The 12,966-nt window shown below is 70.9% G+C and carries 11 protein-coding genes and 1 pseudogene; 10 read left to right on the top strand and 2 right to left on the bottom strand.

Annotated elements, in window-relative coordinates:
- The 4 genes from mutM to ndk all read left to right on the top strand — a co-directional run.
- Window positions 1-705: bifunctional DNA-formamidopyrimidine glycosylase/DNA-(apurinic or apyrimidinic site) lyase (gene mutM / locus VGZ32_RS24565; RefSeq protein WP_326888552.1), on the top strand; the 705-nt coding region annotated here is incomplete at its 5' end.
- Between the two features lie 167 nt (window positions 706-872).
- Window positions 873-2,225: a bifunctional tetrahydrofolate synthase/dihydrofolate synthase gene (gene folC / locus VGZ32_RS24560; RefSeq protein ID WP_326888551.1), complete on the top strand. Its 1,353-nt coding sequence runs from the start codon at window positions 873-875 to the stop codon at window positions 2,223-2,225.
- Window positions 2,226-2,337: 112 nt separating this feature from the next.
- A complete protein-coding gene (locus VGZ32_RS24555) occupies window positions 2,338-2,802 on the top strand; it encodes a DUF4233 domain-containing protein (protein ID WP_326888550.1) in 465 nt (154 codons plus the stop codon).
- Between the two features lie 204 nt (window positions 2,803-3,006).
- The gene (gene ndk / locus VGZ32_RS24550; protein WP_326888549.1) at window positions 3,007-3,444 is read left to right on the top strand and encodes a nucleoside-diphosphate kinase; all 438 of its coding nucleotides are present in this window, start codon (window positions 3,007-3,009) and stop codon (window positions 3,442-3,444) included.
- Window positions 3,445-3,480: 36 nt separating this feature from the next.
- Here ndk and VGZ32_RS24545 read toward each other — a convergent pair whose 3' ends face one another.
- On the bottom strand, window positions 3,481-4,650 hold the full coding sequence (locus VGZ32_RS24545) for an acyl-CoA dehydrogenase family protein (RefSeq protein WP_326888548.1): 1,170 nt from the start codon (window positions 4,648-4,650) through the stop codon (window positions 3,481-3,483).
- A gap of 13 nt (window positions 4,651-4,663) precedes the next feature.
- Entirely contained in the window at window positions 4,664-5,860 is a 1,197-nt protein-coding gene (locus VGZ32_RS24540) for an acetyl-CoA C-acyltransferase (protein WP_326888547.1), read from the bottom strand.
- Window positions 5,861-6,323: 463 nt separating this feature from the next.
- On the opposite strand from VGZ32_RS24540, the gene VGZ32_RS24535 reads away from it, so the two are divergent.
- From VGZ32_RS24535 to VGZ32_RS24510, 6 genes and pseudogenes are all read left to right on the top strand, one after another.
- A complete protein-coding gene (locus tag VGZ32_RS24535; RefSeq protein WP_326888546.1) occupies window positions 6,324-7,343 on the top strand; it encodes a rod shape-determining protein in 1,020 nt (339 codons plus the stop codon).
- Between the two features lie 46 nt (window positions 7,344-7,389).
- Window positions 7,390-8,262: a rod shape-determining protein MreC gene (gene mreC / locus VGZ32_RS24530; RefSeq protein ID WP_326888545.1), complete on the top strand. Its 873-nt coding sequence runs from the start codon at window positions 7,390-7,392 to the stop codon at window positions 8,260-8,262.
- Window positions 8,263-8,301: 39 nt separating this feature from the next.
- On the top strand, window positions 8,302-8,910 hold the full coding sequence (gene mreD, locus VGZ32_RS24525; protein ID WP_326888544.1) for a rod shape-determining protein MreD: 609 nt from the start codon (window positions 8,302-8,304) through the stop codon (window positions 8,908-8,910).
- A gap of 2 nt (window positions 8,911-8,912) precedes the next feature.
- On the top strand, window positions 8,913-11,210 hold the full coding sequence (mrdA, locus tag VGZ32_RS24520; RefSeq protein WP_326888543.1) for a penicillin-binding protein 2: 2,298 nt from the start codon (window positions 8,913-8,915) through the stop codon (window positions 11,208-11,210).
- On the top strand, window positions 11,207-12,481 hold the full coding sequence (rodA, locus tag VGZ32_RS24515; protein ID WP_326888542.1) for a rod shape-determining protein RodA: 1,275 nt from the start codon (window positions 11,207-11,209) through the stop codon (window positions 12,479-12,481). The genes mrdA and rodA overlap by 4 nt, the downstream gene beginning before the upstream one ends.
- Window positions 12,482-12,490: 9 nt before the next feature.
- Window positions 12,491-12,966: pseudogene (locus VGZ32_RS24510) on the top strand (B12-binding domain-containing radical SAM protein); the annotation flags it as partial.

Below are 12,966 nucleotides of genomic sequence, written 5' to 3'. Positions count from 1 at the left end.
GCTGTAGGTGAGACGACCGCTGGGACGGTGGCCGGCGAGACGGCGGCGAGCGAGCCCGCGGCCGAGGCGCTGCTCGGCCATCTCGGCATGAGCGGCCAGTTGCTCGTCCAGCCGCGCGAGGCGCCGGACGAGACGCATCTGCGGGTCCGGATCACCTTCACCGACGGTGGGCCGGAGCTGCGCTTCGTCGACCAGCGGACGTTCGGCGGCCTCTCGCTCGACGCGATGGTGGACGGCCTGCCGGTCACGATCGCGCACATCGCCCGCGACCCGCTCGACCCGCTGTTCGCGGACGACGCGTTCATCGCCGCCCTGCACGCCAAGAACACCGGCATCAAGCGGGCACTGCTGGACCAGTCCCTGATCAGCGGCGTCGGCAACATCTACGCGGACGAGGCGCTGTGGCGGGCGCGGCTGCACTTCGAGCGGCCGACGGCGACGCTGCGGCGGCCCGACGCGGAACGGCTGCTGGCAGCCGTGCGCGAGGTGATACTTGAGGCCCTGGACGTCGGCGGCACGTCCTTCGACTCGCTGTACGTGAACGTCAACGGCGAATCGGGCTACTTCTCGCGGTCGCTGAACGCCTATGGGCAAGTCGGCAAGCCGTGCCCGCGGTGTCAGACCCCGATCAAGCGCGCCGCGTTTATGAACAGGTCATCGTACTTTTGCCCGAGGTGCCAGCGGCTTCCAAGCCCCGCACGGTGAAAGGCGCCGGGGTGCGGGGAAGACGGGATGTGCCGTCGTATACAGGGCATGCGGGCAGCGGGGACGGGCGGCCCCTGGAGCTGGGCCGTGGAGCTGGAATGTGCCGCCGCCACATGGGATGACGGACGGGGGAAGATGATGGCGTTGTCCGAGCGAGAGGTGGCGGCGTGAACGCGGAGCAGATCGAGGCCGAGTACCGGAGCGTGGAGGCCGAGCTGCTGGCCCGCTGGCCGGAGACCAAGCTCGAGCCGTCCCGGGACCGGATCGAGGCCCTGATGGACCTGCTCGGCTCCCCTCAGCGGGCGTACCCGGCGATCCACATCACCGGCACGAACGGCAAGACCAGCACCGCGCGGATGATCGACGCGCTGCTGCGCGCGCTGAACCTGCGCACCGGCCGCACCACCAGCCCGCATCTGGAGGAGGTGCGCGAGCGGATCTGCCTGGACGGCTCGCCGATCGACCGGCGGCGGTTCGTCGAGGTCTACCGCGAGATGAAGCCGTTCGCCGACCTGGTGGACGAGCGCCAGCCGTATCCGCTGTCCTTCTTCGAGATGATCACCGGCCTGGCGTACGCCGCCTTCGCCGATGCCCCGGTGGACGCCGCCGTGGTGGAGGTCGGGCTCGGCGGCACCTGGGACGCGACGAACGTGATCGACGCCGGGGTGGCCGTGGTTACTCCGATCTCGCTGGACCACACCCGGCTGCTCGGCGACACGGTCGAGGACATCGCCTGGGAGAAGTCCGGCATCATCAAGCCCAACGCGCTGGCGATCCTCGCGCAGCAGCCGCTCGAGGCCGCGCAGGTGCTGCTGCGGCACGCCGCCGAGGTCGACGCGACCGTGGCGCGCGAAGGCATCGAGTTCGGCGTGATGGACCGTCAGCTCGCGGTCGGCGGCCAGCAGCTGGTTATCAAGGGTCTGTCCGGCGAGTACGACGGCCTCTATCTGCCGCTGCACGGCGCGCATCAGGCACAGAACGCCGCCTGCGCGATCGCCGCGGTCGAGGCCTTCCTCGGCGCCGGGCAGGGCGGCGCCGTCCTCGAGCCCGGCCTGGTGCGCGAGGCGCTGGCCGCGGTGACCTCGCCCGGGCGGCTCGAGGTGGTGCGCCGCAGCCCGACGATCCTGCTCGACGCCGCGCACAACCCCGGCGGCGCCCGGGCCACTGCCGAGGCGGTCGCCGAGGAGTTCGCGTTCGACCATCTGGTCGGGGTGCTCGCGGTCTCCGCCGACAAGGACGTGCGCGGCGTGCTCGAAGCCTTCGAACCGGTGCTCGACGAGCTGGTGGTCACCGTCAACTCGACCCCCCGTTCCATGCCGGTGGAGGAGCTGGCCGCGCTCGCCGCCGACGTGTTCGGGCCGGACCGGGTCACCGCCGAGCCGCGGCTGGACGACGCGATCGACCGCGCGGTGGGGCTCGCGGAGGCGGGCGTCGTGGACGCCTCCCTGGGCGGCACGGGCGTGCTGATCACCGGCTCGGTGATCACGGCGGGTGAGGCGGGGACGCTGCTGCGCAGGTGACGGCTGCGCGGACGACGGCGGTGTAGATGACAGCAGTGCCCGGTGCGCGAAGCGCGCCTGCTTCAATGGAGTAGTCCCCCAAGCTCACGGAAAGGGCGAGCGGATGCGCCGGATGGCCGCCTCAGTCCTCGTCTTCGAGGCGTTCATCGCCCTGTTCTTCGGACTGGTCGTGGCCAAGCTCGACCACTCGGACGGCTGGGTGGCCGCGGTGGTGCTCGGCGCCGCCTCGGTGCTGCTGTCCGGGATAATGCGGTTCCGCTGGGCGTACGGCGCCGGCTGGGTACTCCAAGCCGGCTTCATCGTCTCCGGGGTCTTCGTGGCGGACATGTACGTGCTCGGCGCGATCTTCGCCGCGCTCTGGTGGGCGGGGCTGCACTACGGCGCGAAGGCGGACCAGATCAAGGCGGAGCGCATGGCGGCCGTGCAGGCGGAGAGCGAGCGGACCGGCGCCACGACGGAGGTCGCCGAGACGGAGAACTCCGGGCTCGACGACGCAGCGGCCGCCGGGAACGCCGGGAACGAGGACGCCCGACCGGACGCCCGGCAGCCGGGCACCGGGCGGCCCACCCTGGTGTAAGACTGAAGTGATCTGGGTCATACCATCGAAAGAACGTCGCTCTTCGAGGGCGGACCCGCCGGTCGGCCGCTGGAAGGCCGCGGCGCGCCGGTGACCCGTCTCGCGCGGATCGGCCGCCGGTTGAGGTGAGCCCGCGCGGCCGCCTTCGCAAGAAGCACACACGTGGAACATCGAAGTGGATGTTCACCGAGGATCGAAGTGGAGATGATGGTGGCGACCCCTGTGGAGCGCTCGCTCGTGCTCGTGAAGCCGGACGGTGTCAAGCGATCGCTGATCGGCGAGATCGTACGCAGGATCGAGGCCAAGGGGATGAAAGTCGTCGCGATGGACCTGCGCTCGCTCCCGCGCGAGCTGGTCGAGGAGCACTACGCCGAGCACGAGGGCAAGCCGTTCTTCGAGCCGCTGGTCTCCTTCATGACCTCGGGCCCGGTGGTCGCCGTCATCATCGAGGGGCACCGCTGCATCGAGGCCTTCCGCACCCTGGCCGGCGCCACCGACCCGGTCAAGGCCGCCCCCGGCACCATCCGCGGCGACCTGGCCACGGACATCGGCACCACCGTCGTGCAGAACCTGGTGCACGGCTCCGACTCGCCGGCCGCCGCGGAGCGGGAGATCAAGCTGTTCTTCGGCGAGCAGGGCTGACACACCCAGGCGGGTGGAACGAGTCGGCTGCGGGGCTCACGGCGAGCTCTTGCGGTGCCGGGCGGCGATGTCCCGGCTGATGATCTCCTTCATGATCTCGTTCGTGCCGCCGTAGATCGTCTGCACCCGCGCCTCCGCGAAGGCCCGCGCGATCGGGTATTCGAGCATGTAGCCGTACCCGCCGTGCAGCTGGAGGCCGCGGGTGACCACGCGGTTCTGCATGTCGGTGGCCCACCACTTGGCCTTGGCGGCGTCCACGGCGCTGAGCGTTCCGGCGTTCAGCGCCAGGATCGCCTTGTCCACGTAGGCGCGGCAGACCTCGACCTCGGTCTCCAGCTCCGCCAGCGCGAAGGCGACGGTCTGGAACTCGGCCACCGCCCGCCCGAATGCCTGGCGTTCGAACACGTAGTCCGCCGTCCAGCGCAGCGCCGCCTCCGCCGCGGCCTGCGCGCCGAACGCGATCGACAGCCGCTCCTTCGGCAGCCGCGCCATGAGGTGCGGCAGGCCGCGGCCCTCGGCGCCGATCAGGTTCGCGGCCGGAACCCGCACGTCGGCGAAGAACAGCTCCGCGGTGTCCTGTGCGTGCAGCCCGATCTTCTCGAGCTTGCGGCCGCGGTCGAAGCCGTCCATGCCGGCCTCGATCATGAACAGGCTCAGCTCCACCGTTCCGTCCCAGACCCCGGTGCGCGCCGCGACCAGGACGAGGTCGGCCTGGATGCCGTTGGTGATGAAGGTCTTCGAGCCGTTGATCACCCATTCGTCGCCGTCACGCACCGCCGTCGTGCGGATGCCGCGAAGGTCGCTGCCGGCGCCCGGCTCGGTCATCGCCACCGCGGAGATCGTCGCGCCGCTGGCGAAGCCCGGCAGCCAGCGGGTCTTCTGCTCGGGCGTGCCGAGGTCGAGCAGGTACGGCAGGACGATGTCCTCGTTGATCGAGAAGCCGAGGTGCAGCGAGGTCGCGCCGACCGCCGCCAGCTCCTCGACCAGCACCGCCCGGAATCGGTAGTCGCTCTGTCCGCCGCCGCCGTACTCCTCCGGCACGGTGAGCCCGAGCAGCCCCTGCTTGCCCGCCGCGAGCCAGGCCGAGCGGTCGATCAGCCGGTCCCGCTCCCACCGCTCCAGGTGCGGGGCGACCTCGCGGGCGATGTACTCCCGGGCGACCTCCCGGAACGCCTCGTGGTCCTCGTCGTACAGTTCGGTGCGCACGGTGGCCGCCCGGTCAGCTCTGGTAGGCCTCGATGATGAGGGCGTTGGCCATGCCGCCGCCCTCGCACATCGTCTGGAGCCCGTAACGCCCGCCGGTCGCCTCCAGGTGGTTGACCAGGGTCGCCAGCAGCTTCGTGCCGGAGCCGCCGAGCGGGTGGCCGAGCGCGATCGCCCCGCCGCGCGGGTTGAGCCGCGCGGGGTCGGCGTCGAACTCCTGCTGCCACATCAGCGGCACCGACGCGAAGGCCTCGTTGACCTCGTAGGCGTCGATGTCGGCGAGCGTCAGGCCGCTGCGGGCCAGAACCTTCCGGGTGGCCGGGACCACGCCGGTGAGCATCAGCAGCGGGTCGCTTCCGGTGACCGCGAAGGAGTGGAACCGGGCCCGCGGCCGCAGGCCGAGCCGGTTCGCCTGCCGCTCGCTCATGATCAGCGCCCCGGAGGCGCCGTCGGTCAGCGGCGAGGAGTTGCCCGGGGTGACGTGCCAGCCGATCTCGGGGAACCGCTCGGCCAGCGCCGGGTCGTGGAAGGAGGGCTTGAGGGCGCCGAGCCCTTCGACGGTGGTCGTGGCGCGCACCGTCTCGTCGATGCTGTGGGTGCGGATCTGCCCGTCGGCTCCGGTCACCTCGATGGGCAGGAGCTCGTCGGTGAAGTCTCCCGCCGCGATGGCCGCAGCGGCGCGCTGGTGTGAGAGGGCGGCGAAGGCGTCGAGGTCGTCCCGGTTCAGCTTCCACCGGGCGGCGATCAGCTCGGCGCCGATGCCCTGGTTGACCAGGCCGTCGGGGTAACGGCGGGCCAGCGGCGCGTAGGGGTCCTTGCCGAGGAAGTTGCTCGTCATCGGCGCCCGGCTCATCGACTCGACGCCACACGCGAGCACCACGTCGTATGCGCCCGCCATCACGCCCTGCGCGGCGAAGTGCGCTGCCTGCTGGCTTGAGCCGCACTGACGGTCGAGTGTCGTCGCGGGGATCGACTCCGGCAGCCCGGCGGCGAGCACGGCGGTGCGGGCGACGTTCGCGGCCTGGTCCCCGGCCTGCGTCACGCAGCCGGCGATCACATCTTCGACCAGTTCCGGGTCCAGCCCGTTGCGCTCGACCAGCGCGCTGAGCACGGCGGCGAGAAGGTCGGCCGGGTGCGTCCCGCACAGCGCGCCCCCGGGCTTGCCCTTGCCGGACGCGGTGCGGATGACGTCGACGATGACTGCACTCTCCATACTCACCAGGATGCCCCCTGTTACCTGAGATGCACTAAACCCCCTCCTTGAATCTCACCGGGGAAGGAGGGCCGATCGGCTCCGAGGAGAGCTGACGGCGTGCCAGAACCGGGCGACGGGTGCATATCCGCTCCTCGGGGTCGACCGGGGCTTGATGGCGGCTGTAGATCGCGCGGTGGGGAAAGCGTTTCCCGGCCGCGCGATCTTTCGCCGCCTCCGGCCGACCTCGAGGAGCGGGGGTAACTCGTCCGGTGGAATGATCGTTTCCGCTTCGCGCGGTGGAGGGAACCACCCTCATCGGTCGTGGTTCGCGCTCATCTCAACAGTTATTATCGCCACGGAATCATGACCCACCGTCCGCAGCTCCTCACGGTGGGTCACGATCTGTTCCTGACGCGACCTGGCCACCTGTCGGATGTCGTGGTGGGCGCGACGCGGAAGGCAGCAGGGGAGAGATATGGGCATGTCGGTCGTCGGCCGCGACATCGCGGTGGACCTCGGGACCGCAAACACGCTGGTGTACGTGCGCGGAAAGGGCATCGTGCTCAACGAGCCCTCGGTGGTCGCGGTCAACACCCACAACGGCGCGGTGCTGGCGGTCGGCGCGGAGGCGAAGCGGATGATGGGCCGCACCCCCGGCAACATCGTCGCGATTCGCCCGCTCAAGGACGGGGTCATCGCCGACTTCGAGATCGCCGAGCGGATGCTGCGCTACTTCATCCGCAAGGTGCACCACCGCAGGCTGCTGGCCCAGCCGCGGGTCGTCATCTGCGTGCCGAGCGGCATCACCGGGGTGGAGCGGCGCGCGGTCGAGGACGCCGCCGACGCCGCCGGGGCCCGCCAGGTGCACCTGATCGAGGAGCCGATGGCCGCGGCGATCGGGGCCGGGCTGCCGATCCAGGAGGCCACCGGCAACATGGTGGTCGACATCGGCGGCGGGACCACCGAGGTCGCGGTGATCTCCTACGCCGGCATCGTGACCGCCTCGTCGATCCGCACCGCCGGCGACGAGCTGGACAACGCGATCATCCAGTACGCCAAGAAGGAGTACTCGCTGCTGCTCGGCGAACGCACCGCCGAGGAGCTGAAGATCACCATCGGGTCGGCCGCCGAGAGCGACTCCGAGCTGCACGCCGAGGTGCGCGGCCGCGACCTGGTCTCCGGGCTGCCCAAGGTGATCGTGCTGACCTCGACCGAGATCCGCCGGGCCATCGACGAGCCGGTCGGCGCGGTCGTGGACGCGGTCAAGGACACCCTGGACAAGTGCCCGCCCGAGCTGTCCGGCGACATCATGGACCGCGGCATCGTGCTCACCGGCGGTGGAGCGCTGCTGCGCGGCCTGGACGAGCGGCTGCGCCGGGAGACCGGGATGCCGGTCCTGATCGCGGAGAACCCGCTGGACTCGGTGGTGCTCGGCTCGGGCCGGTGCGTGGACGAGTTCGACGCGCTGCAGCCGGTGCTCGGCACGCAGAGCCGCCGGTAGAGGGCGCGCACGATGAGAGCGGGTACCCGATGAGGGGTGGCGGCATATGCGCGACACCCGCCGCACCAGGATCGTCCTGGCCGGGCTGCTGCTCGGCGGCTTCGCGCTGATCACCGTCGACGCGCACGGGGAGCGCCCCGGCTCTCCCGGTCTGCTCGGCCGCGCCCGCGCCGCCGGACAGACGGTGATCGGCCCGATTGAGAGCGCCGGGGGAGCGGCCGTGCGCGGCGTGGGTTCGCTGTTCGACGGCTGGGGCCATTCCACCGCCGACGAGCAACGCATCGCGCAGCTCACCGCGCAGGTCTCCGCGCTCAAGAACCAGGACGAAACCTCCGCCGCGGACCGCGCCCGCGCCGCGCAGTTGGACAAGCTGCTCAAGCTCACCTCGCTCGGCGGCCTCAAGACCGTCCCGGCGCAGCTGGTCGGCGTGGCCCCCGCGCAGGATGGAACCTGGTCGGCCACCCTCGACGCGGGCAGCCGCGACGGCATCGCCGCGGACCAGACCGTGCTCGACGGCGACGGCCTGATCGGCCGCACCACGACGGTCGGCCCGCACACCTCGACCGTGCTGCTGGCCGTCGATCCGGAGTCCACCGTCGGTGTGCGCCTGGCCGGGACCGGCACCATCGGCACCGCCACCGGTCAGGACTCGCGCACGCTGCGGGTCCAGTTCCTCGACCCGCAGCTTCAGGTGAAACCGGGCGCCGTGGTTCTCACGCTGGGTTCGGCCGGCGGAACGCCTTTCGTACCTGGCGTGCCTGTGGGAACGGTGCGTCAGGTCGTGCCGACACCTGGGGCGCTGACCCGGACGGTGTTAGTGACCCCTTATGCCGACGTCGCCTCCGTCGACACGGTCGGCATCGTCGTTCAGCCGCCGCGGACCGATCCGCGCGACGCCATGGCCCCCACAACGCCCTAAGCCACCTGTCCGCCTGTCCCAGCCCCAAGAAGCTGACCAATGCGAATCCTGCTGCGCTCCGTGCTCGTGCTCGCCGTGACGATCGTCCTGCTCGTGGTCGAAGTCACCGTGCTCCCACATCTGAGCCTGCCAGCGGCGGTACCTGACCTGGTCCTGCTCGCGGTGCTGGCCTTCGCCTCCGCCTGGGGTACGACCGGCGGCGCGGTATGCGGATTCGCCGCCGGTCTGATCCTTGACCTCGCGCCGCCCTCGGTCACCGCGATCGGGCGGCACGCGCTGGTGCTCGCGATGGTCGGCGGCCTGGCCGGACGCGCGGCACGCGAAATCAAACGGTCTGCTCTGCGCACCAGCCTGCTCGCCGGGGTCTATGCCTTCGCCGCGACCGGTCTCAACGCGCTGCTGGGCGTGGCGCTCGGTGAGGGCGCCGGGCTGTCCCGGCCCGGCCTGGTGACGGCGATGGCCGCCACGGCGGTCTACACCGCGATCGCGACACCCCTAGTCGTGCCCGGCGTCGCCGCGCTGGCGCGGTGGGCCGCGGGACCGCGGGCCGACGTGCTCGCCCCGGTCGGCAACTCGGTGCGCGAACCGACTCTCGCCAGTCCCGCCGCCACCAGCCCCGGCTTGCTCCCCGAGACAGAGAGGGCTTGACCGTGGCTGTCAGCCCCGGACCTGCCGGCTCACGCATCCCGGCCCTCGCACGCACCCGGGTCGGCGTGCTGCAGGTCCTCGTCCTCGCGCTCCTGCTGACCTTGGGCGCCCGGCTGTGGTACCTGCAGGTGCGCAGCGGACCAGAGTTCCAGCAGGCCGCCGCGGCCAACGACCTGCGCACCGTGGCGACGGCGGCGGTGCGCGGCTCGATCCTCGACGACCAGGGGCGCGCACTGGTCACCAATCACACCACGCTCCAGGTAGCCGTCGACCTCAGCACTCTTATGCACCAGCCGGCGCAGGGGAGGGCCGTGCTGGAGCGGCTGGCCGGAGTCCTCGGCGTGCCCGCGTCCCAGCTCGAGCAACGGTCCCGGCTGTGCTCGTCGGCGGTCTCGCAGCCCTGCTGGACCGGCACGCCCTATCAGCCGATTCCGGTGGCACAGGACGTACCAGCGCCGGTCGCCATCAAGCTGATGGAGGAGCGCGACCAGTTCCCGGGCATCGTCGTCGGTCCGGCCGCCGATCGGTCCTATCCGGAGCCGTACGGAGTGCGGGCCGCGCAGGTGCTGGGCTACCTCTCCCCGGTCAACCCCGATGAGCTGAGCGAGCCGAACTCGCCTTACCAACCGACGGACATGGTGGGCCGGTCAGGGCTAGAACAGACCTATGACGCCCAGCTGCGCGGACACTCGGGCGTTCAGGAAGTGTCCGTGGACAATCTGGGGCGCGCGGTGCGGACTGTGTCCTCCACACCGCCCGTCCCCGGAGACGACCTGGTGACCACGCTCGACGCGCGCGTTCAGGCAGTCGCCGAGCAGCAGCTGGCCGCGGCGATCGACAACGCGCGCAAAGGCTGGGACAAGAACTCGCAGCACTCGTACCGCGCGGACTCCGGTGCCGTCGTCGTCGTGGACGTCAACACCGGCGGCATCGTCGCGATGGCGACGTATCCGAGCTACGACCCGACCGTGTGGAGCGGGGGGATCAGCCCGTCGGTCTACGCGCACCTGACCGACCCCGGAGCCGGCACGCCGCTGCTCGACCGCGCGTATCAGGGCCAGTTCGCTCCCGGCTCGACCTTCAAGATCGTGACGACCTCGGCCATGCTCCAGGACGGTTTCCCGGCGCACGGCACCTACGACTGCTCGCCGGACTTCGCGATCGGCTCGCAGGACTTCCACAACTTCGAGGGCGAGGCGTATGGCCCGATCACCCTTAAGCAGACGATCGAGGTCTCCTGCGACACCGTGTTCTACCGCGCCGCCTATGACATGTGGCTGCGCGACGGCGGCAACCGGCCGGTGGCACACCCGGCGGACCCGGTGCAGACCATGGCGCTGGCCTACGGGCTGGGAAAGGCGACCGGGATCGACCTGCCCGGAGAGGCGCCCGGCGACGTGCAGACCCGCCAGGAGAAAATGGCCACCTGGCAGAAGATGAAGGGCGCCTGGTGCACCCGGGCCAAGACCGGTTATCCCGAAGTCGCCGGCTCCGACCCGACGCGCGCCGCGTACCTCAAGCAGATCGCGTACGAGAACTGCCTCGACGGCTGGCAGTTCCGCGGCGGTGACGCGGTCCTCGAGGCGATCGGACAAGGCGGCATCCTGGTCACGCCTCTGCAACTGGCCCGCGCCTACGCGGCCCTGGCGAACGGCGGCACGCTCTACCAGCCCCACCTGGAGAAGGCGATCCTGAGCCCGGACGGCAAGGTGGTCTCGACCTTCCAGCCCAAGGTCACCGGCCATGTTCCGATCTCGCCCTCGACCCGCTCCTTCCTGATCGACGCCTTCCAGGGGGTCGCGCAGGCGGGAACCGCGTCGGGCGTCTACGGGGGCTGGCCGCTCAACCAGATCCCGGTGGGCGCGAAGACCGGTACCGCGGACGTCTACGGGAAGCAGGCGACATCGGTGTTCGCCTCGTTCCTTCCGGCCAACCACCCCCAGTACGCGATCGCGATGATGGTCTCGCAGGGCGGTCAGGGCGCGATCACGTCCGGCCCGGCGGTGGAGAAGATCGAGGAAGCGCTCTACGGGGTGCAGGGCGGCGCGATCGTGCCGAACGCGGCGATGCTGCGCAACCCGCCGGCCAACCTGCCGGTGATCAACCCGGACGGGACCTTGGCCGTGCCCGCGTCCGCCGCCTTTGACCTCAGCGGAGCGACCGGACCGAACCCGTCCGTCGCCGACGCCGCCTTCCACGTGACGGGAATGCCGAACGCGGGTCCGGGTCCAGCCCCGCTGCCGCTATTCCTGCCCGAGCGCCGATACGCCGACCTGCTGCGCACCGGAGCCCTCGCATGATCATCGGCGAGAAGGCGGGCCTCCCCCCGGTCGTCACAGCGCCCGCCCCGTACGGCAACCGCCTGACCGCCGCGGCCCGCTCGGCGTCCGGACGCGGCGGGGCGCTGCGCCGATTCGACTGGCCGCTGTTCGGTTCGGCGGTCGCGCTCAGCCTCTACGGCGCGCTGCTGGTCTGGTCGGCGACCCGCGCGCGTAGCCAGCTGACCGGCGGGGATCCCCAGTACTTCCTCAAGCGGCACCTGCTGAACCTGGTCGTCGGCGTGATCCTCGCGATCGCCGTCAGCGCGCTCGACCACAAGCGACTGCGTGCCCTGACGCCGATCGTGTACATCTTCGCGCTGCTCGGCCTGCTCGCGGTCCTCTCGCCGCTCGGCTCGACGGTCAACGGCGCCCGCTCCTGGATCGAGCTGGGCGCCGGGTTCTCCATCCAGCCGGCCGAGTTCGCCAAGGTCGGGGTGGTGACGGCGGTCGCGATGACGTTGTCTGCCCGCTCGCCCGTGCGCCGTGGCGCCGACCTGCGGGCGCCGCTGCGCACTACCACCACGCACGAGCGCACGCCCGGCGGGGAGGTTCCGACCGCCCGGCAAATCGGACTCGCGCTTGTGGCCGCAGCCGTCCCGATGGGCTTCATCGCGCTGCTGCCGGACCTGGGCACCACGATGGTCATCGTCGCCACCGTGCTCGGCATGGTGGTCGTCTCCGGGGCCCGGCTGCGCGCGCTGGTGCTGCTGACCGTCCTGGCAGGCGCCGGGGTCGCCGCCGTCGTCAAACTGCATCTGCTCGCCGCGCACCAGGTCAACCGGTTCGCCGCGTTCGCCGACCCGAACCTCGACCCGCAGGGCGTCGGCTACAACACCCACCAGGCGCGGATGGCGATCGGCGCCGGCGGCCTGTTCGGCCAGGGCCTCTTCCAGGGCGCGCAGACCAACGGCCAGTTCGTCCCCGAGCAGCAGACCGACTTCGTGTTCACGGTGGTCGGCGAGGAACTCGGTCTGGTCGGCGGCCTGCTGATGATCGCGCTGTTCGGCGTGCTGCTGTGGCGCGCCTGCGGGATCGCCCGCGCCGCCACCGAGCCGTTCCCGCTGCTGCTCGCGGCCGGGGTGGTCGGCTGGTTCACCTTCCAGACCTTCGAGAACATCGGGATGACCATGGGCATCATGCCGGTCGCCGGGATCCCGTTGCCCTTCGTCTCCTATGGCGGCTCGTCGATGTTCGCCAACTTCATCGCGGTCGGCCTGCTCGAGAACGTCCGGCTGCGCTCCACCAGGTAGCCTGGACGGATGAACTCCGGGTCCGACTCGAGCGCAGGGTCCGTCTGGCCTCAGCTGGAAGTGCTGCTGCCGTCCGTCCGCAAGCCCATCCAGTACGTCGGCGGCGAGCTGAACTCCACGGTCAAGGACTGGGACTCGTGCGACGTGCGCTGGGCGCTGATGTACCCGGACGCGTACGAGGTCGGCCTGCCGAACCAGGGCACCATGATCCTCTACGAGGTGCTCAACGAGCAGGAGGGCGTGCTGGCCGAGCGCACCTACTCGGTCTGGCCGGACCTCGAGGCGCTGATGCGGCAGCACGGCGTCCCGCAGTTCACCGTCGACGCGCACCGCCCGGTCGGCGCGTTCGACCTGTTCGGCGTGTCGTTCTCCACCGAACTCGGTTACACCAATCTCCTCACCGCCCTCGACCTGGCCGGCATCCCGCTGGATGCGAAGGACCGGGACGAGTCGCACCCGGTGGTCATCGCGGGCGGCCACGCGGC

It is taken from the genome of Actinocrinis sp. (assembly GCF_035938995.1).
GTDB lineage: Bacteria > Actinomycetota > Actinomycetes > Streptomycetales > Catenulisporaceae > DASZGI01.
This window is presented reverse-complemented; position numbering and strand designations above follow the sequence as displayed.